Annotated in this window: 14 protein-coding genes; 8 read left to right on the top strand and 6 right to left on the bottom strand. The window is 41.0% G+C overall.

Annotated features, from left to right (window positions below; translation table 11 throughout):
• The first annotated feature begins 152 nt into the window (after nucleotides 1-152).
• Both polA and MIC7126_RS0119940 read left to right on the top strand, forming a co-directional pair.
• Nucleotides 153-3,074 carry a DNA polymerase I gene (polA, locus tag MIC7126_RS0119945; protein WP_017654924.1) on the top strand — a complete coding sequence of 974 codons (2,922 nt, stop codon included), beginning with the start codon at nucleotides 153-155 and terminating at the stop codon, nucleotides 3,072-3,074.
• A gap of 71 nt (nucleotides 3,075-3,145) precedes the next feature.
• Entirely contained in the window at nucleotides 3,146-4,291 is a 1,146-nt protein-coding gene (locus MIC7126_RS0119940) for an extracellular solute-binding protein (RefSeq protein WP_017654923.1), read from the top strand.
• Here MIC7126_RS0119940 and MIC7126_RS27985 read toward each other — a convergent pair.
• From MIC7126_RS27985 to MIC7126_RS0119920, 4 genes are all read right to left on the bottom strand, one after another.
• Nucleotides 4,281-4,901 carry a hypothetical protein gene (locus MIC7126_RS27985; protein WP_017654922.1) on the bottom strand — a complete coding sequence of 207 codons (621 nt, stop codon included), beginning with the start codon at nucleotides 4,899-4,901 and terminating at the stop codon, nucleotides 4,281-4,283. The two genes, MIC7126_RS0119940 and MIC7126_RS27985, sit on opposite strands and share 11 nt — an antisense overlap.
• A 138-nt stretch (nucleotides 4,902-5,039) precedes the next feature.
• Nucleotides 5,040-5,810 carry a class I SAM-dependent methyltransferase gene (locus MIC7126_RS0119930; RefSeq protein ID WP_026100399.1) on the bottom strand — a complete coding sequence of 257 codons (771 nt, stop codon included), beginning with the start codon at nucleotides 5,808-5,810 and terminating at the stop codon, nucleotides 5,040-5,042.
• A 94-nt stretch (nucleotides 5,811-5,904) separates the two neighbouring features.
• Complete coding sequence (locus MIC7126_RS0119925) at nucleotides 5,905-6,852, bottom strand: trypsin-like serine peptidase (RefSeq protein WP_017654920.1); 948 nt, start codon at nucleotides 6,850-6,852, stop codon at nucleotides 5,905-5,907.
• Between the two features lie 159 nt (nucleotides 6,853-7,011).
• Nucleotides 7,012-10,776 carry a CHAT domain-containing tetratricopeptide repeat protein gene (locus MIC7126_RS0119920; protein WP_040629849.1) on the bottom strand — a complete coding sequence of 1,255 codons (3,765 nt, stop codon included), beginning with the start codon at nucleotides 10,774-10,776 and terminating at the stop codon, nucleotides 7,012-7,014.
• Between the two features lie 624 nt (nucleotides 10,777-11,400).
• On the opposite strand from MIC7126_RS0119920, the gene MIC7126_RS0119910 reads away from it, so the two are divergent.
• Together MIC7126_RS0119910 and MIC7126_RS0119905 are read left to right on the top strand one after the other, a co-directional pair.
• Entirely contained in the window at nucleotides 11,401-11,709 is a 309-nt protein-coding gene (locus tag MIC7126_RS0119910) for a HigA family addiction module antitoxin (protein WP_017654917.1), read from the top strand.
• Between the two features lie 22 nt (nucleotides 11,710-11,731).
• Nucleotides 11,732-12,343 (top strand): Uma2 family endonuclease, encoded by a 612-nt coding sequence (locus tag MIC7126_RS0119905; RefSeq protein WP_017654916.1) that lies wholly within the window; start codon nucleotides 11,732-11,734, stop codon nucleotides 12,341-12,343.
• A 102-nt stretch (nucleotides 12,344-12,445) separates the two neighbouring features.
• Here the strand turns inward: MIC7126_RS0119905 and MIC7126_RS0119900 are convergent, their stop codons facing one another.
• The gene (locus tag MIC7126_RS0119900) at nucleotides 12,446-15,064 is read right to left on the bottom strand and encodes a U32 family peptidase (protein ID WP_017654915.1); all 2,619 of its coding nucleotides are present in this window, start codon (nucleotides 15,062-15,064) and stop codon (nucleotides 12,446-12,448) included.
• Nucleotides 15,065-15,243: 179 nt separating this feature from the next.
• On the opposite strand from MIC7126_RS0119900, the gene MIC7126_RS0119895 reads away from it, so the two are divergent.
• A complete protein-coding gene (locus MIC7126_RS0119895) occupies nucleotides 15,244-15,474 on the top strand; it encodes a type II toxin-antitoxin system HicB family antitoxin (protein ID WP_017654914.1) in 231 nt (76 codons plus the stop codon).
• A 181-nt stretch (nucleotides 15,475-15,655) separates the two neighbouring features.
• Nucleotides 15,656-16,798, top strand: coding sequence for an IS4 family transposase (locus MIC7126_RS0119890; RefSeq protein WP_017652111.1), 1,143 nt, complete (start codon nucleotides 15,656-15,658; stop codon nucleotides 16,796-16,798).
• 1 nt (nucleotide 16,799) lies between these two features.
• Here the strand turns inward: MIC7126_RS0119890 and MIC7126_RS0119885 are convergent, their stop codons facing one another.
• Entirely contained in the window at nucleotides 16,800-16,994 is a 195-nt protein-coding gene (locus tag MIC7126_RS0119885; protein ID WP_017654913.1) for a hypothetical protein, read from the bottom strand.
• Nucleotides 16,995-17,081: 87 nt separating this feature from the next.
• Here MIC7126_RS0119885 and holA point away from each other — a divergent pair, with 87 nt between their 5' ends.
• Nucleotides 17,082-18,047 (top strand): DNA polymerase III subunit delta, encoded by a 966-nt coding sequence (gene holA / locus MIC7126_RS0119880; RefSeq protein WP_017654912.1) that lies wholly within the window; start codon nucleotides 17,082-17,084, stop codon nucleotides 18,045-18,047.
• 46 nt (nucleotides 18,048-18,093) lie between these two features.
• Complete coding sequence (locus tag MIC7126_RS0119875; protein ID WP_026100398.1) at nucleotides 18,094-19,113, top strand: AAA family ATPase; 1,020 nt, start codon at nucleotides 18,094-18,096, stop codon at nucleotides 19,111-19,113.
• Nucleotides 19,114-19,240 lie beyond the last annotated feature (127 nt).

Below are 19,240 nucleotides of genomic sequence, written 5' to 3'. Positions count from 1 at the left end.
GAGCAAAAATTTGTGGATTTTGAAACCTATAGATGCCCAACTTCTTAGAGAAGTTGGGTATTTTTTTAATGAGTAAATTGGTGGTGGACTGTCTCATAAGTTTGGTAACGGTGCATGTGCCGAGAGCAGAAGCAAGTAGCTAAAATAAGGCTATGCCTCAAACTTCATCTTCTCCAACCACAACACCCCCCACGTTCATCCTCGTCGATGGACACTCATTGGCTTTTCGGTCGTACTTCGCTTTCGCCAAAGGTAAAGACGGTGGATTGCGGACAAAGACTGGTATTCCCACAAGTGTGTGTTTTGGCTTTATCAAGTCTCTGCTGGAAGTAATGGCTACAGAGCAACCGCAAGCAATGGCTGTGGCTTTTGATTTGGGCTTACCTACTTTCCGCCATGAAGCTGATGATACATACAAAGCCGACCGCCCAGGAACACCAGAAGATTTTGTTCCCGACTTAAAGAATTTGCACGAGTTACTCGCAGGTTTTAATTTACCAGTTTTCACTGCCCCTGGTTACGAGGCAGATGATGTGCTGGGGACGTTAGCACAAAAAGCTACTGCGGCTGGGTATGGTGTAAAAATTTTGACAGGCGATCGCGATTTATTTCAATTGATCGATATTGATAAACGAATTACCGTTCTGAATTTTAGTCCAGATGCTTGGAAGCGCTCTACAACCAGCATCACAGAATTTGGACCGGAACAAGTTGAAGGGAAACTAGGGGTTTTACCTTCACAAGTTATAGATTTTAAAGCTCTGTGTGGTGATAAATCAGATAATATTCCTGGGGTGAAGGGAATTGGTGAAAAAACAGCAGTGCAGCTACTCAAAACTTATGGTTCTCTTGACAAAATTTATGCTGCATTAGATGAAATTAAAGGTGCGACACAGAAAAAACTGGTTGAAGGTAAAGAAGATGCTGAGAAGTCTCGTTATTTAGCAACTATAGTTTTAGATGTTTCTCTAGAAGTTGATTTAGAAGCTTGCAAATTAACAGGATTTGATCGAGACATTCTGACACCAATTTTAGAAAAATTAGAATTTAATCGTTTTTTGGGTAAAATTGACGAGTTGCAACAACGATTTGGTGGACAAATTGAAGCAACACCAGCAGTTAAATCAGAAGAACAATTAGACACAAATGAAGATAATGATTTGTGGTTTTTCAGTGCTGCTGATACAGCCGCTGTGCAAAAGCAAGCTGTTTCACCAATTCAACCACGCATTATCAATACGGAAACTGAACTCAGCGAGTTGATTCAGTTGTTACGGAAATTCACTCATTCAGAAACACCTGTTGCTTGGGATACGGAAACTACAGATTTAGAACCCAGAAACGCTACTTTAGTTGGGATTGGTTGCTGTTGGGGGACAGAATCTGATGAAATGGCTTACATTCCTCTTAATCATAAAACTGGAGAAAATTTAAATCAAAATTTGGTGCTAGAAGCTTTACGTCCAATTCTGGAAAGTGCTGATTATCCTAAAGCTTTGCAGAATGCTAAGTTTGATCGTTTAGTGTTCCGCTGTCAAGGAATTAACTTACTAGGCGTGGTATTTGATACTATGTTGGCTAGTTATATTTTAAATCCAGATGCTAGTCATAACTTGAGTGATTTAGCACGGCGTTATCTGGGTTTGATGGCGAAAAGTTATTTAGAGTTAGTTCCTAAAGGTAAGACTATTGCTGATATAGATATTCCGGCTGTAGCGGATTACTGCGGAATGGATGTTTATTCTACATTTGGTTTGGTAAAAAAATTGCGTGAGGAATTGGAGAAATTTCCTAGTTTATCTAAATTATTGGTTGAGGTGGAACAGCCACTAGAAGCAGTTTTAGCGGAAATCGAATATACGGGTGTCCGGATTAATTCGGCTTATCTGCAAGAGCTTTCAAAACAGCTAGAAACAGATTTGGCTAAGTGGGAACAAACAGCAACAAAAATAGCTGGGGAAAAATTTAATTTGGGTTCTCCCAAACAATTGAGTCAAATATTGTTTGAAAAATTGGGTTTAAGTACTAAATATTCCCGGAAAATTCAAACTGGTTACTCTACAGATGCAGCGACGTTAGAAAAACTTCAAGAAGTAGATAATACTGGATTTGTTGAGGCGATTACTGAGTACCGAACTTTATCTAAGTTGAAGTCTACCTATGTGGATGCATTACCAATGTTGGTGCATCCAGATACTCAACGGGTGCATACTGATTTTAATCAAGCAGCAACATCAACGGGTAGGTTATCTTCTTCTAATCCTAATTTACAGAATATCCCAATTCGTACTGCTTTCAGTCGGCAAATTCGTAAGGCTTTTTTACCTGAATCAGGTTGGTTAATGGTGGCTGCTGATTATTCGCAAATTGAGTTGCGGATTTTGGCTCATTTGAGTCAAGAGCCGATTTTGGTGCAAGCGTATCAGCAAAATGATGACATTCATACTGTGACGGCAAAGTTAATTTTTGAAAAAGAAGATATTACTTCAGATGAAAGAAGAGCGGCAAAAACGATTAATTTTGGTGTAATTTATGGGATGGGTTCGCTGAAGTTTTCGCGTTCAACAGGAATAGATAAAGCTGTTGCTAATGAGTTTATTAAGCGATTTAATCAACGTTATCCTCAAGTTTTTGCGTATTTGGAAGGAGTAAAAAAACAAGCGATCGCTCAAGGTTATGTAGAAACTATTCTTGGACGTCGGCGTTATTTTGAGTTTACTAGCAACAGTTTACGCTCTTTTAAAGGTAACAACCCAGATGCAATTGATTTGAGTAAATTGAAAAATTTGGGGGCTTATGATGCGGGTTTATTACGCTCTGCTGCTAATGCACCAATTCAAGGTTCTAGTGCGGATATTATTAAAATTGCTATGGTAAGATTGCATGAGGTTTTGCAGAAATATCAGGCACGGTTGTTATTACAAGTTCATGATGAATTAGTGTTTGAAGTTCCACCCCAAGAGTGGGAAGAATTACAACCACAGATTAAATCTGTTATGGAAAATGCTGTGCAGTTGAGTGTACCGTTGGTGGTGGATGTGCGTGCGGGTGAAAATTGGATGGAGACGAAGTAAAAAATTGAGGATTGGGCATTGGTATTCCTATGTTTAATATAGGGATATCCTCAATATAAAGTCCAAAATAGATGGAGCGACGGTCTTTTTTGCTTGGTGCGGGTACGTTGGCGCTTTCGCAACTACTCGTCGGGTGTGGTGGTCAAAACCAGACGCAGTTTGATGTCCGCTTATTAAAAGGTTCTATTCCTGGTCAGGTCGTGAATCAGTTTCACAAAAGTTTGCAGCAAGGGGTGCAGTTAAAGTTTGCACCTGTGGAGCAAATACAGGATTTATTTAAGCAGTTGCAAAGTTGGGAGCAGAAGTCGAAAGCTAAGGATGAAGAGGACTGGAGGCGTTTTATACCGTTTGGACAAGGACAAAACTCACCTGCGGCTAATTTGGTGACTTTGGGGGATTATTGGCTGAAAGCGGCGATTGAGCAGAAATTGATTCAACCACTGGAAGCGACGCAAATAAAACAGTGGTCTGCTTTGGATGAAAGATGGCAAAAATTAGTCACGCGCAACGACCAAGGGAATTTAGATTTGCAAGGTAAGGTTTGGGCTGCTCCTTATCGTTGGGGTAGTACGGTCATTGTTTATAATCGGGACAAATTTAGGGAATTGGGTTGGACGCCGAACGATTGGGGTGATTTGTGGCGTGAAGAAGTGCGATCGCGCATTTCTCTGCTCAATCAACCACGAGAGGTGATAGGATTAACTCTCAAGAAGCTTGGCAAGTCTTACAATACAGAAAATCTTGACCAAGTACCAGAGTTGGAAAATGAACTCAAAAAATTAAACCAACAGGTGAAGTTCTACAGTTCCAATAATTATTTAGAACCTTTAATCATCGGAGATACTTGGTTAACTGTTGGCTGGTCTGATGATGTAGTCCCGGTTTTGGGACGTTATCCGCAATTAGTTGCAGTTATTCCGCAGTCGGGAACAGCGATGTGGGCGGATATGTGGGTGCGACCTAATGTTAGCCAAGCTACTTTATCATACCAATGGATTGATTTTTGTTGGCAACCAAATATTGCTAAACAAATTTCTCTGTTAACTAAAAGTAATTCACCAATTTCTACAAATATTGTTGCATCCGATATTCAAGAACAATTAAGGAATCTGTTGTTGAATAATCGTGAAGTTTTTGATAAAAGTGAATTTTTATTGCCGTTATCCCCCTCAGCAGTCAAGCAGTATGAGTCTTTGTTTACCAAAATTAAGGCTTGATTGGGGAATTGGAAATCGGGGAAGTAACGGATGGCAAATAACAACTAGCTAAAAACCAACGGCAAACCAAACTTATTTTATCTTGAGGTTTAATTTTTATATTACATAAAATTTCCTTGTTATTCAAAAAAGGGTCACTTTTATTCACGTTACAAGTGTATGTTGCTAAAAGTTCTTGTTGATTGCTAAATACTCGAATGTTGTAACCGTGTTTTCGAGCTTCAACACCAAAGCGGTTAACGAAGTCATAGCGTTCTACATATTCTAAAAAGCTCCAAATTTGTTGATTGACTATCAAGTCTACTCGTTGTGGTTCTATGTCCGTAGCTGGATAGGCTATCCAGTTATCCACTAGCTTGCTTTCTGTGTTTTCCTTCACTCGCCATAAGCCAGGAATGGTTAAATTTTTTTTGTTAATGGTGTTAGCTGTAATTAAGGAATCTGGCGGATTTTTTAATATATCAATGTTCAAAGGTGCTTTAGAATACTCTAGCTCTAAATTGGTTTCTGCTAGTGAAAATGGGATGGGAAAAAGAAAAAGTGTGGTCAGGCTAATTGTTAGTAGTAACGATATGGAAGTATCGGAAGTAAGAGCTTGATTTTTGGTCATAATTGGTTGAAAAATAAAGAGTGGTAATTTTGGTTTTCAACTGATTGAGTTCGTAGAGAAGAATTCAGTCTTTAAAGAAGGACTAAAGTCCTGACTACGAACTTTTAATTAGTCATTATTAAACATGAATATGTTTATCTAAGTTTTGAGAGCAATGATACGAATTCTGCGGTAGTCTGCTGTCCAATTTCCTTGTTGATATAAGGTTGGTTTGAGGCTATTTTCTACGTTGTGGATGAGTTGTATTTGTTGGTCAACAGAAAGTTCTGCTAAGAAGGCGCTGGCGAACATCTGAATCCAGTTTGCCATACCTGCGTCGCCATCAGCTAGGGGGGTGGGACGTGGAAATAAGACAGCATAAATCACATCAAAACCTTGGTGTTCTAAGAGGGTGGCGTATTCTGCAATACTGGGAAAATACCAAGGATTCAGGGTTGGGGAAGGTGCGATCGCTTCTATAGCGCTAGTTAAAGCTTGAGCGATCGCTTGTACATTCCCTTTACCACCAAATTCTGCCACAAAACGACCTCCGGGTTTGAGGGCTTGATGTATGCAAGCGATCGCTTTTTCTGCTTCCTTCACCCAATGTAAGACAGCGTTGGAAAACACGGCGTCTAATGTCTGTTCTATTTGAAAGTTTGTCGCATCAGCAACATCAAAACGCAGATGCGGATAGTTTTGTCTGGCTTTCTCAATCATTGCAGGTGCGCTATCAATTCCGATTACTTCAGCGCCAGTTTGGGCAATTTTTTCTGTGAGTTGTCCAGTACCGCAACCGAGATCTAAAATTAATTCTCCTCGTTGAGGGTTGAGTAATTGTAGTAACTCTTCGCCATATTGCCAGACGAAAGCGTGTTTATCTTGATAAAGAGAAGTGTCCCAAATATTGGGTGAAGAAATATTAGTCATGAGAATGTTTTGATGATTTTGCATGGTGATAAAAAAATTGTAGAGATGCGTTTGCGTCTCTACATTTCAATTTTATAGCGTGGCGATCGCTGGTTTAATTTCTACCAAATAACTTATCCAAGAAGTCAATTTTCACAGCAAAGTTGATAACATCTTGACCTGTGCTAGGGATTGTCACCTCACCATTATTCAGGGCGACAATATAGGGCATTCTGTCAATCCAATCAATAATTGGCCCCCCGGAAGCACCGCCTGCAGTGGCGCAATTATGATACAAAAGGTTTGACTGCTCACTAACAATGCTGCAATCAGCTTGATAGCCTGCTGTCCAGCCTTGACCGGCGGTATAGGTTTGATAGCCTTCTTTGGTGGGATCTGGGTAGTCACCAGAGTAACCAACAAAGAATAATTTACCCTGTTTCTGTTTAATTAAAGTGGAACTAGGAACAACTTTCCATCCTAAACGACCATATTTCCGGGCTAGGGGCTGATTAATTCTGATCAACGCCCAGTCATTGCTTTGATTTTTGACGTTATCGAAACCACCATTTCTGAAGTCTGTACCGTACCACACATTTTTTGCAATATTGTCTACTTTGGCAATATCTCCTGGACTTGCAGGTTTGCCATTAATGACATTTGGTATAAACCGAAGTTCTTTACTAAGTTGATGAGTGTCACTATCAATTACACAGTGAGCATTAGTCAAAACTAGATCATCAGCAATTAATGTTCCCGTGCAATGATACCTTTTAGCATCGGCTGTTGTTCCTTGCACTCGCCCGATCGCTGACCAAGGATAATTTCTACTCCGCATAGGCCGACGCTTATCTATGCCTTCGGGAATACCGCGATCGCCGCCTTCGTAAGGTTTTTCTGATTGCTGGATATCAGCAGGTTTGAATGGTTTACCATCTCCTACTAAATTTGTGGGAAATCCTGTTTGTGCTTGGGCTGATATCCAACCACCTAAAGTTGTAAAACTGACAATTCCGGCGATAAAAAAAGCAAGTAGTTGTTTGTAGATTGACTGTTTACGCATTGGTATAATTCCTGAATTAAAAGTGAACATTTGGCGTTGTTAATTGATAGGATGGATTTTGTTTCACGCAGAGTCGCAGCGAAAAGTTGCGTGCGGGGGTTCCCCCCGTTGAGCAAACTTTTCAAGACAGAGACACAGAGGAGGAAAGAAGTTAGGTTTTCACCGCCATTCCCCTTGGAGAGTGAAAGCAGCCCAATAACGGGGATGTCTCCAAGCTGGATATTGCGAATCCTTCCGCAGCCACATTTGGCGCTGGGCGACATTCAGGGCGGCGGCGGGAGAAGTATTTTGTGACAACATTTGTTGGTAAAATGCAATCATTAACTCCTTGGTAGATTGATCATTCACATTCCACAAAGACACAGCAACTCTAGCTGCACCTGCATACATAAAGCCTCTTGTCAACCCCACCAACCCTTCACCTTGGACATTCTCCCCCAGACCACTTTGACAAGCACTCAGCACAATTAACTCTGCGGGTAAGTCGAGGTTGAAGATATCGTTGAGTCTTAAAAAGCTTCTGGTTTGGGGTTTACCTTGTTTATCCACAAGCGACAGCACGATACCCGATAAAGCTGGGTTCACCGAGTTGAAAATCCCGTGAGTTGCAAATAGCACATAGCGATATTGGCGTAACTGTTTGCTGGTTGCGAAGTTGTAGTTAGCGTCAAAGTCAAAAGCGGAAAGCTTTTCTTGAGGAGAATTCACCAAGCCAAGAATCGCTTCTCCCTCAGCTTTCGTACCTGGAAGTGGTATCAAATCACTTTGTTTGATGTTTCTCAAAGATGTTTCTAAAGCTGAACGGTCGAGGTTAGTTTCCGTAGATGAGGGTTGCTCATTCTTCAATCGTGTATCTTCAGCACTAAACACAGGATTTGCGAGAACAGCTAAAGTTTTAGGCGCAATGTTGCGGGTTTTGAGCTTCTTTCTATGAGTTGCGAGGCTAGATATTGAAGGAAGATTGACAATTTCATGGTTTACAACCAAGGGTTGATATTCATTATTAGTTGGTGATTTTATCGGTTCATTTAAAGCGGCGAATGATACTTGATGGAGAATTCCATCTGCAACGATAACTAAACGTTTATTTCCTAATTTCCCTGCTACAGGTTTCAGAATAATTTGACTCAATTCGTCTGCAGCTTTTTCTGTATTTGCAATAGCTTCGGCGATATCTGCTGGTTTTGGGTTCTCAATGAGTGGTTCCTTGACAAAATTGTTAAATTGCTTCGCAACTTTCACTATTTCTTCTTGTCCAGGAAGTTCGTAACTTTCTAGAGAATTAGGAGTGACTACCCATAAATAGCTGCGTTCTTTACCCAAGGAATATTGCAACAGGATGGTATCTTTATCTAGTTGCTGTTGAATTCCTGGTAATTGGAGGATGTCTTGTGGGTTGGTTAATTCTGCACGTTCTGGATTTTTGGCGCGGATTTTGGCGGTGAGGTTTTGTGATTCTTGGAGAATATTAGTGATTTCTTGGTTGGTTTTGTTGATGAGTTGAGTTGATGAGCCTTTTTGACTTAATAAGTTGGATAAAAGGGTTTCTTTGACTTTGAGTTTAATTTGTAAACGGCTTTCTTCTGCTAATAGTTGTGGTTCAACATCTCTACGAAGATTGACGTTACCTGCTTTTAACAGTTCGACTAATACCCTGGCGCGGGAACGTTCGCTGATGTGTAGTGCTTGGGCGTTGTATGCTTTTGATGGGTCTTTTTTGTGCAGTTGCATCAATAAGTCGATGTAGAATTTGTAGTAATTCTGCACTGTGGCGAAGTATGAGGTACGTAGTTCGTCGCTTTGGACGTTACCGCGGATGTTTTCGACGATGTTGATTGCGGCTTTGATGTTAGGAAGTGCGGCTTCTAGGTTTTCTAGTTTGCGTTGATTTACAGCAATCCCATACAGTGCATTTGCTTCTGCTTTGCTTTCTTTTAACTCTCGCCGTATTTTCAATTCTTCATTAAGAATATTTATTGCTTGTTGGTAATTTTTTTGTAGTTCATAAGTTACGCTCATGTCACCTAACATTTGAGCTTCTCGAATACGCAATCTGGCTTTGCGATAATGCGCTAAAAGGTCATGAGATATATCTAATGACTTTTGATAATCCCCTTTTGCACGATATACTGTTGCTAATGCATAAACAGAAAATTCCTCATAATAAGAGTTTTCTTTAGATAATTTTAATGCACGATTAGCTAGTTCTAATGCTTTGGGATAATCCTTTAATGATGTGTATGTTTCCGTCATACCCCAAATTACTTGGATTTCAGATTGATAATCATCTTTGTTTAATAAAGATAGAACTTTTTGATAATATTGAAGTGCTTCATTGTACTTGTCTTGCCATTCGTAAAGGCTGGCGATAGAGTTTAAGGTTCTAATTTCTGCCGTTTTATTGGGTGTAAGCTTATAAATATCTAGTGCTTTGTTGTAAGTTTCAAGACTTAACTTATAATCTCCTAAATTTCTATAAACATATGCAATATCACGAAGTATACGAGCTTCTTCCCTAGAATTTGGTATAGAACGTTGAAGTTCTAAAGCTTTATTATATTCATCCAGTGCCTTTTGATAATTAGCCTGTGATAAATAGATATCAGCTTTTTGTCCTAGAGTAAATGCGTAGTTATCTTTATCATCAATTTGAAGCTCTAGCGCCTTGTCTACAAATTCCAGTGCTTTTTCATAATTACCTGAAAAATTTCTGTGAACATTAGCAATCATCACGAAAGTCCTAGATAGCATCCGGGTGTTTCCCGCTTGCTGAAAAAGTTTTCCTGCTTGTTGATAGTAATCAATTGCTGTTCGATAATCTGCTTGTCCAGCATAAATTTCCCCTATATCAGCAATCGTGTTAGCTTGATCTGATAAATTAAAACCTGCCTGTTGTTGTAGTTTTAATGCTTCTTTTAAAGATTCCACTGCATTTTTTGCATTACCCAATTTATCTTGAAGAGCAGCAATGTCACAAATAATTTCTACTTCTGCTTTAAAATCATTTCTTTGACGCTGAATTTTCAAAGCTTGTTCGTAATAATCAAGAGCTGTTTTAGGTTCACTTGATAATGAATAAATCGCAGCTATACGCCAAAGAGTATAGGCTTCTCCTGCCAAATCTTTTAACGGTTCACGATAGAGTTTTAATGCTTCATTTCGATAATTTAAAGCTTTTTTAGTATCACCTAGTCTCATGTGAATAGTAGCAATACTGTTAAAAGTGCTAGCTAAACCACGATTTTCTTGGTTTGCTAAAAATATTGACTTGGCTTTTTCTAAGTAGGTAAGTCCTTCTTTTGGCTCGTTTATGTTATTGTAATTAATGCCAATAGAAGCCAGTAAAGTTGCTTCAATCAGTGGTTTTTTTAGTTCGCGTGAGATTTTTAATGCTTGTTGCAGATACTCTATGGTGGTTTTGTAGTCATCAATAAAATTATATAAATTAGCAATATAGGCTAATATATTAACTTCCTCTTCTCTCAGTCCTAGTTTCTGGGCAATTTTCAAAGCTTGCTGATATTTATTTATCGCCTGTTCAGATGCTTCTCTAGTCTCTTTCTTCTCTAACTCTTCTGCTTCTTGAACTAGCTTTACACCCTGTTGATACAACTTTTGCTGCTCTGCATTCAAGGGAATCGACGGGCTAGACGCTGGCTGCTGTGCGATATATATTTGCTGCTGATTCTGATAGCTTCTCAGTAATACTTGCTCGTCCCCATCTGCTAAAGATGGTAAATTATCTCGATATTTATCTAATAAAATTTCTGGCGATATCTTTGGTGAATAATTCTGTAAATTACCTACCTTTGCACCCACTGCATCAGATAACAAAATCACAACCATTAATCCAGTTAAACCATATCGAGAAACACGAGAAAATGAGCAGCACAAATGGTGCTGAAACTTAGTGATTTTGTTCATGCTGAAGCCTCAATAACCTACAAGTTACTTGGGTTGAATTATTTGTGGTCGGAAATTTTTCAGGAATCTTTTTGTGATTCCAAGGATGAGTTTATAACGTTCATCTGCAATCAACTAACACTGTTACAGAAATAGATACAAAATTTCTTCAAATCCTCCGGATTCCTTGTTTTATCGTTGTGTAGAGGCGGATATTCTCATTAGCGTTTATGGAACTGTTTATGTCTTCCCTGTAGCGGCTTCCGTCACGACGTTTCCGTGTTTCGCGCAGCCTGTAGCAGCTTTTGCTTTCCCTGTAGCGGCTTCCGCTTAGACGTTTCCGTGTTTCGCGCAGCCTGTAGCGACTTCCGTCTTCCCTGTAGCAGTTTATGCTACAACGTTTTCGTGTTTCGCGCAGCTTGTAGCGACTTGCGTCTTGATATTAGGACTTACGCTTGTGTCACAGTCAAATAATGGTGCGTGACGCTATCTGTCTTGAATCTACGTACAGAGTTTTGTCGTGGCGTCACACACCCTACAAATATCATCTGCTGTTACCAAAATAGATACAAAATTTCTTCAAATTCTGCGGATGCCTTTTATCTAGTTGAAATAGTAGATTACCACTGATGCAGGTCAATAATTATGAACGACAACCGTCTACCCAATATCCATCCTGGGGAAATCTTACAACTAGAATTTTTAGAGCCACTAAATATCACCTCTTATCGATTGAGCAAAGATATAGGTGTGGCTCAGACACGAATTAGTGAAATTATATCTGGAAAACGCAGTATTACAGCAGATACGGCTTTGCGTTTATCTCGCTATTTTGGTAATAGCGCTCAGTTTTGGTTGAATTTACAAACACAATACGATTTACGTCTAGCGTTGGAAGAGAATGTAGAAGTTTACGATCAGATATCTACACTTACCACGGGTGCTAAACTTTGAACTAGACTCAGGAGCAAATCTGATGTTTCAAGCTTTACCAAAAACCGTAACTTTTGCAGAATTCCTGGATTGCAAGCCAGACTGCGGACGCTATGAACTACACGATCGCATAATTATTGAAATGCAGCCAGTAGGAGATCATCAAGAGATTAATGGTTTTTTGGCTGGTGAAGTAACTTTTGAGTTTAAACGATTAAAACTTCCCTACATCATACCCAAGCAAGCTTTAGTTAAGATTCCTGACAAAGATTCTGGTTATTCACCTGATGTGGTAGTGATAAATCAACAACTTCTTTCATCAGAACCAATGTGGAAAAAGTCCTCAACGGTGACTCAAGCTGCATCTGTTCCTTTGGTTATTGAGGTAGTCAGCACTAATTGGCGGGATGATTATGCGTCAAAGTTAGTTGACTATGAAACTTTCGGTGTTCCTGAATATTGGATTGTAGATTATTTAGCTTTGGGTGGTAGGCGGTACATAGGTAATCCCAAACAACCTACTATTTCTATCTACTATTTAGTAGACGATGAGTATCAAGTTAACCTGTTTCAAGGTGGCGATCGCATCATATCACCTACTTTCCCGGAATTGAATTTGACTGCTGAACAGATTTTTCTAGCTGGGCGTTGCTGAAAATTCGTCTCACGCGGAGGCGCAGAGGCGCGGAGAGCAAGAGTTTGAGAGTGAAATTTTTGGCTTTTATATCTCGATTCAGCAACGCCGCCAAATTAGCTACTAGCGCTGTGTAGATACTCCCATTGGGCCGCGGGTTACGCCTAGTTGATTTTGCAGTTTTAACTCGCGCCACAGTTGGGAACCTGTGATTTCACCTTGCAGGAGTTGTTGATAACAATGTATTGTTTTACTCACTTGCTCTGGGGTTTCATTGACGAACTCGATGCGGAAGTGCTGTAATCCCAAGGTTATGAGGCGCTGTACGTATTCGGCTCCGGTTTGGGCAGTGCTGTTAAATACTGTGTTGCGACAGCCGACGTCGGCTTTGAGGATGTGTTCGCTACCTACGCGGTCTTTTAATTTGACTTCGTGTTGTTCGCAAGGTCGTCCGCAGTTGGTGTAATCTGTTCCTGTTGAGAGGAAGGCACAAAAGACGCAGTGCTCCATGTGGAACATGGGCATGTGTTGATGGATGGTGACTTCAAACCACTGGGGCGGGCTGGTTTTCAGTAGGTCTTCTAATTGGTTGACATTTAGGTCGTAAGATGCGGTCAGTCTTTCTAAGCCGTAACGGTGGTGAAAGTAGTCGGCTGTAAGGGGATTGGCAATATTGAGTGAGAAATCGCCGATACAGCGATCGCTCTGAAAAAATTCTAGCTGATCGTAGTTCCGCACTAAATAACCATCGGCTTCACACGCACGCACTTGTTTTAAAATCCAGTTTTCCCCAGGTTTGGTGATTCGGGGTGGTGCGACCCATATGTTGGGAATTCGCCTTGTCTCCACCTCCCCACCTCCCCATCTCCCCATCTCCCCATCTCCCCACTCGCGTACTATTTTCACTGCTGCTTGATAGCTGCGGGGGTCTTCAAATTCGCAGTAGAGTGTCTCAACCCCGCTTTGCAGTGCGGTTTGCAGTTGTTTGAGGTTGCGGACGAGGACGATGAGTGAGGGGGATGATGGGGTGATGGGGTGATGGGGTGATGGGGGGAGTAGATTTTGTAATGAGGCTGTAGAATTGAGTTGCCAGCGTTGGGGTTGAGTGCGTAAGGCTTCTAACTCAGTGACAATTTCTCGCCGCATCCGGTTTAATTCACTCACGGGTAACATAACAGCGCCGCTGACGTGATTGATGAAGTTACCCAAGTGGAAGGGGGTATTTCCAAGGCGCCCAAATTGTTCTTGCAAACGTTCTGGAGACAAGGGTTTAGTGTGGGCTGCTTCCAGACACATGAGAGATTCAACTTGGACAATGTTACCAATTTCATCGCGGGCGATCGCAATTAATGGCTGACCAATTTCGCCATAAACTTCTAAGTGTATGGGGCGCTGAAATTGGGGAGTTTCGCCTGCAAAACTCTGACGTAGTTGCTTATCTAATTCTGGATCAGAAGTTTTCCAAATGCGATCGCCTACATGCAATCGTCGCCAGTTTAAGTCATCTCGACCAAAGGTTAATAATGTTTCCTGGCCTTTGTGCATGACTGCATAAACTCTACCGCCTTCTTCCTTCGCTTCTGGATGACCGCAATCAAACACCACACCATCGCCGGCTTTAACAGGCGCTTCTAAAATGAGGCTCACTTGTTCATTGCGAATACGGGTAACTTCCCCTAAATAAACCCCGCGTTTTTTGCCGAAACGAGCGTGGACTAATTCTTGATTATTAATTCCCTGAAACCAGCCTGTGGAGATACCGCGAGAAAAGGCCATCTCTAGGTTGTAGCGTTCTTGCGATGGGGTGGGGAGATGGGGAGGCTTGTACTGACTTGTGCCGAGCGCAGCCGAGGTAGCGGAGCCGAAGTATGGGGGGGTGGGGAGAGAATTGTTTGGGTTTTTGACTAATTCTGCCATTACCCGGTCTAAAGCTTGGCGATAAACACGGGTGACATTGGCTACATATTCTGGCGATTTCAAACGACCTTCAATTTTCAAACTGGTGACGCCAGACTTGACCAAATCTGGCAAAACTTCCAGCCCTGCAAGGTCTTGGGGACTGAGTAAATATCTGCGTTCTTTTAAATCTACAATCTTGTTATCTGCGATTAACTCGTAGGGCATTCGGCAAGCTTGAGCACATTCGCCTCTGTTAGCCGAACGCCCACCTAAAGCTTCACTCGTTAAACACTGACCAGAATAAGCTACGCACAAAGCACCGTGAACGAATACTTCTAAAGGTAGCGCCGTATTTTGTTGAATTTTCTTGATTTCTTTGAGAGAACATTCCCGCGCTAACACCACCAATTGACAGCCGAGGGATTTAGCAAATTCTACCCCAGCCACGCTGGTGATGGTCATTTGGGTGGAAGCATGGATAGGAAAATTAGGAGAGATGTGACGAATGAGACGACAGATACCCACATCCTGCACAATTACTGCATCTACCCCAGCGGCGATAATTGAACGCAGATATTGTTCTGCTGCTCTCAATTCTTGGGGAAAGATGAGTGTATTCAAGGTGACATACCCCTTCACTCCCCGTAGATGGAGAAATGACATTAACTTGGGTAAATCTGCTTCAGTGAAATTTTCTGCCCGCATTCTGGCGTTGAACTTATCCAAGCCGAAGTATATCGCGTCTGCGCCATTTTCTACCGCCGCCTTCGCACAGTCCCAGTGACCAGCAGGAGCGAGGAGTTCAGGACGGTGAAAAGTGGATGGGGGGCGATCGTTTTTCATCAGGCTGAGAGTTTAATTAGCACCATAGTGATTTTATCGAAGTTATTCAGGAATGGTGAAATATCCTGATTTCTCGCCTAGTAATTCTTCTAGTGACGACAACTAGAGATGCAAAACTATGTGTACATTGTTCAGAAATACCAGTTTTTGAAGCAACTAGGAAAAATAGAGGAGGAAGAATGAACTATCGCTATAGTATGGTTATTCAATGGTCTGATGAGGACAACTGCTATTTAGTTCACTTACCGGAATTTCCTTGGCAACAATTCCACACTCACGGTAAAACTTATGAGGAAGCCGCCAAACATGGACAGGAAGTTATAGAGTCTTTAATTGAATGGTATCAAGAGCAGGGGAAAGTTTTACCAGATGCGATCGCTTTTCCTGAAAAACCGTTAAAAGTGGCGTAAATTTTTGTGTATGTGGAGGAAATATGAGTTAGGCGATCGCTTATCTTAATTCTTTAGTATCTACTCTATCAAGCCTGGAGGGGAGACGAAACAGCCTAAAAAGCTTGGTGTATAAGATGGGTAGCGTTTTGTGATAGAAAAAGGTAGGTCTAGTTTTGTCAATAAGACCTACTTAATGATAATGTTAGCTATATTGTACCAAAAGCACTTAAAAAGTCAATTGAGTTTAGCAGAATATCTGTTGCTAAAAATTTTGATACATCTGTTGCAGTCAATCAAAGAAGTAACTTTAGAAAAATTAGCGAATGCGCTACCTTTGGGAATTAAATTTGAAAGCAGAAGAAAAAGAATACAAAGATTTTTATCATTACCAAATCTCACAATTGAAAAAGTTTGGTTGCCAATTATTCAAGAACTAATAGCAAACTACTTCCAGAATGAAAAAATTATTTATATAGCAATTGATAGGACTAATTGGAGTCGGATAAACTTATTAATGGTCAGCGTGATTTGGGATAAAAGAGCCATACCAATATATTTTAGTTTGCTGCCCAAATTAGGTAGTAGTAATCTCACGGAACAGCAGAAAATATTATCGCCAGTTATAGCAATATTGAAAGATTATAAAATCTGTGTGTTGGGGGATAGAGAATTTTGCTCGGTAAAACTAGCAAAGTACCTTCAGAGCAAGGATGTATATTTTTGTTTGCGATTGAAAAAGAATGAATTTGTAGAAATTAAACAAGATATGTTTATGGAGTTAAGCAGTTTAGGATTAACTCCTGGAGTATCTTTTTTTATCAAGGGAGTTAAGGTAACAAAGACTCAGGGTTTTATCAGTTTTAATGTGGCTGGTAAGTGGCAACGTAAAATTAACGGAGTAGCACCCAAAGAAGCATGGTTTATTTTAACAAATTTTGACACCCTAGAGTCAGCAATTGCTGCTTACAAAAAGCGATTTGATATTGAAGAAATGTTTAGAGATTTCAAAACAGGTGGCTATAACTTAGAAAACACTAATGTTCAAGGTGAACGTTTTATTTCTCTAGTTTTGTTGATAGCGATCGCTTACACCTCTGCAACAATTAATGGTCAACTTATTAAACGCAAAGGAATCCAAAAATATATAGCTCGGATTAAAGAAAGGAGTCGTTCTCAACGGAGACACAGTAGTTTTTATATCGGCTTATATGGTCAAACATGGGTACATTTCAAGGATAGCTGTATTGATTTAGTCACACAATTAATGAGAATTAATCGTAATAAGTGGAAGCATTATCAACAAGGTTTAAGAGCCATGAAGCTTATTGAATCTATATTGTAGCTTATTTCGTCTCCCCTTCAGCCAAATTGCCTAATAATTTTTCAGCATCTACCTCTGTCATCTTTGAAGGTTTTGGTACTCCCAAACTCTTCAGAAATCCCACAAAAAAATCATCCTCTCTTTCACTACCACCATCAATATTCGCTATTTTCTCCAAATGTTTTAAAGCGATTTCTTTTGATAACTGATTATCCATATTTTTGGGCTAATGAGAACAAATTTTACAGTTTGGCGCTGACGCTCAACTGCAACGGTAAAACACTATCATAGCCAAATCACAGCTATGCCAATACATTTGTACTGGGGCGAAGATGAATTCTTAATGCATCGCGCGATTGAGAGACTGCGATCGCATATCCTCGATCAAGATTGGAACTGCGTCAACTATTCTAAATACTCACCTTCTGCTCAAGAGACAATCGCCCAAGCGTTTGCAGACATCATGACTCCTCCAGTGGGGAGTGGAGGGCGTTTAGTTCATCTACCAAACAGCTCTTTACTGGGGGTTTGCCCAAAAACAGCCCTAGTAAAATTGGAACAGATTCTGCCTGCCATCCCAGAAACAAACATCTTGCTGATTACAAGTCTTAACAAACCAGATGCCAAAAACAAATCAGTCCAACTATTGCTTACATATGCACTCGCTGTAGAGTTTCCCCTAATTCCACAGTGGCAGACGAACGCACTCATACAACAGGCACGCACCCTGGCTCTTGAGGTGGATGTAAACCTGACTGCGGATGCTTACTCTTTATTGGTTGAATCGACAGGCAACAATACGCGACTGACGTTTACTGAGCTAGAAAAGCTGAAAACCTATGCTCAAAGTGGAACTATAAATGCAGATATAGTGAGAGAGTTGGTGTCAGCAAACGCAGCCAATAGCTTGCAATTAGCTAATGCTATTCGTTTGGGTAATGTTTCTCAAGCGTTGAAATTAGTCGAAAACTTAATCAGATGCAATGAGCCTGCTTTAAGGATTGTCGCTACCCTGACTACTGCCTTTCGCACCTGGTTAATAGTCAAACTGATGGCGGCGGCTGGATGTCAAGACGATGGTGCGATCGCCCAAATTGCCGAACTGAAAAATCCCAAACGCCTCTACTACATCCGCCAAGAGGTGAAGAGTGTTAGTGCCAACAGACTGCAAAAGGCTTTGAAAGTGCTCTTGGAACTGGAACTAATGCTCAAGTCTGGTGGAGACGAAAAGCTCGCCCTTCAAACTCAAATCATCAAACTTTGTTTGTAGGGTCACGAGTGTGCGGCTTGTAGAAATCAACAATTCAATTCAAACAATGAATCAACTAAATCTACTTCAAGTCACAGAAGAATCCTCTCTTTCTACCCCATCTCAATGCACGGAGCCGGAATTTGTGCAACCATTTAAAGAAGTCTTCGAGTTGTCTACCTTAGTGGGACAAAACCTGGCGGTGTCTTTACTCAAAGGAGCGTTAGCGATCGCTTCTCCATCAGGGAGGCTCGCACACAATCGACTGGCTCCTGCATACTTGTTCGCAGGCCCAGAAGGTGTAGGTAAATCCCTAGCTGCTAAATGCTTCCTCGCCCAAGCCCTTAACATCCATAACCTCGCCAATCAACCTGATTTGCTGTGGGTAGAGCCAACTTATCTGCATCACGGACAGTTGTTGAACGAGAGTGAGTTGGCTGCTTCTGGAGTACAACCAAAGTCTGCACCGCTTCTCAGGATTGAGCAGGTTCGAGAAATTACCCAATTTCTCTCCCGCTCTCCTCTAAATGCACCATTTAAAGCTGTGGTCATCCAAAACGCTGAGAAAATGCAGCCAAATACTACCAATGCTCTGCTCAAAACGCTGGAAGAGACTACCACTGGTACTATTATCCTCCTTTCCTCCCAACCGCAGCGCTTACTTCCCACTATTACGAGCCGTTGCCAAATCATCCCTTTCCACAGATTGACTGATGTTGAAATGAAAGCAGTTTTTGAAAGAATTGGACAAGTTGAAATCTTCAATAACCCGGTGGTGATGACGCTGGCGGCTGGTTCTCCAGGACAGGCGATCGTCCACCACGAACAACTTCAATCCATCCCACGCCAACTCCTCAAGCAACTAGCTACACCGATTGCCAATCCTTTGACAGCACTGAGTATTGCCAAAGAAATAGAAGCGACACTGGAGTTTCACCAACAGGTGTGGCTTCTCGACTATCTGCAACACTGTTGGAGGAAATCTCTAAATCATAGTGATTGGTTATCGAAATTGTCAGCAGCCAAAAACTCCTTGTTCAAAGCTTCTCCTAGATTAATATGGGAAGTTTTACTGCTGAGTCAGTAATTCCAAGTAATACCGTTTTTTTGTGAGACTACGCCAAACTTTGTTTTAGAACAAAGCTTGCAGCATAGATTGAAGACGATTTTTGGTTTGGCGCATTTTCATATTGAATTGGTATAACAAACATTTT

The sequence above is a fragment of the Fortiea contorta PCC 7126 genome (genome assembly GCF_000332295.1).
In the GTDB taxonomy this organism is placed as follows: domain Bacteria; phylum Cyanobacteriota; class Cyanobacteriia; order Cyanobacteriales; family Nostocaceae; genus Fortiea; species Fortiea contorta.
The sequence above is the reverse complement of the archived record's forward strand: the minus strand, read 5'-3'. Positions and strand labels throughout refer to the sequence as shown.

Bases quoted from the DNA above. Each gene is read 5' to 3' on its own strand.
- polA (WP_017654924.1), top strand. From the start codon at position 153: ATGCCTCAAACTTCATCTTCTCCAACCACAACACCCCCCACGTTCATC.
- MIC7126_RS0119940 (WP_017654923.1), top strand. From the start codon at position 3,146: ATGGAGCGACGGTCTTTTTTGCTTGGTGCGGGTACGTTGGCGCTTTCG.
- MIC7126_RS27985 (WP_017654922.1), bottom strand. From the start codon at position 4,901: ATGACCAAAAATCAAGCTCTTACTTCCGATACTTCCATATCGTTACTA.
- MIC7126_RS0119930 (WP_026100399.1), bottom strand. From the start codon at position 5,810: ATGACTAATATTTCTTCACCCAATATTTGGGACACTTCTCTTTATCAA.
- MIC7126_RS0119925 (WP_017654920.1), bottom strand. From the start codon at position 6,852: ATGCGTAAACAGTCAATCTACAAACAACTACTTGCTTTTTTTATCGCC.
- MIC7126_RS0119920 (WP_040629849.1), bottom strand. From the start codon at position 10,776: ATGAACAAAATCACTAAGTTTCAGCACCATTTGTGCTGCTCATTTTCT.
- MIC7126_RS0119910 (WP_017654917.1), top strand. From the start codon at position 11,401: ATGAACGACAACCGTCTACCCAATATCCATCCTGGGGAAATCTTACAA.
- MIC7126_RS0119905 (WP_017654916.1), top strand. From the start codon at position 11,732: ATGTTTCAAGCTTTACCAAAAACCGTAACTTTTGCAGAATTCCTGGAT.
- MIC7126_RS0119900 (WP_017654915.1), bottom strand. From the start codon at position 15,064: ATGAAAAACGATCGCCCCCCATCCACTTTTCACCGTCCTGAACTCCTC.
- MIC7126_RS0119895 (WP_017654914.1), top strand. From the start codon at position 15,244: ATGAACTATCGCTATAGTATGGTTATTCAATGGTCTGATGAGGACAAC.
- MIC7126_RS0119890 (WP_017652111.1), top strand. From the start codon at position 15,656: ATGTTAGCTATATTGTACCAAAAGCACTTAAAAAGTCAATTGAGTTTA.
- MIC7126_RS0119885 (WP_017654913.1), bottom strand. From the start codon at position 16,994: ATGGATAATCAGTTATCAAAAGAAATCGCTTTAAAACATTTGGAGAAA.
- holA (WP_017654912.1), top strand. From the start codon at position 17,082: ATGCCAATACATTTGTACTGGGGCGAAGATGAATTCTTAATGCATCGC.
- MIC7126_RS0119875 (WP_026100398.1), top strand. From the start codon at position 18,094: ATGAATCAACTAAATCTACTTCAAGTCACAGAAGAATCCTCTCTTTCT.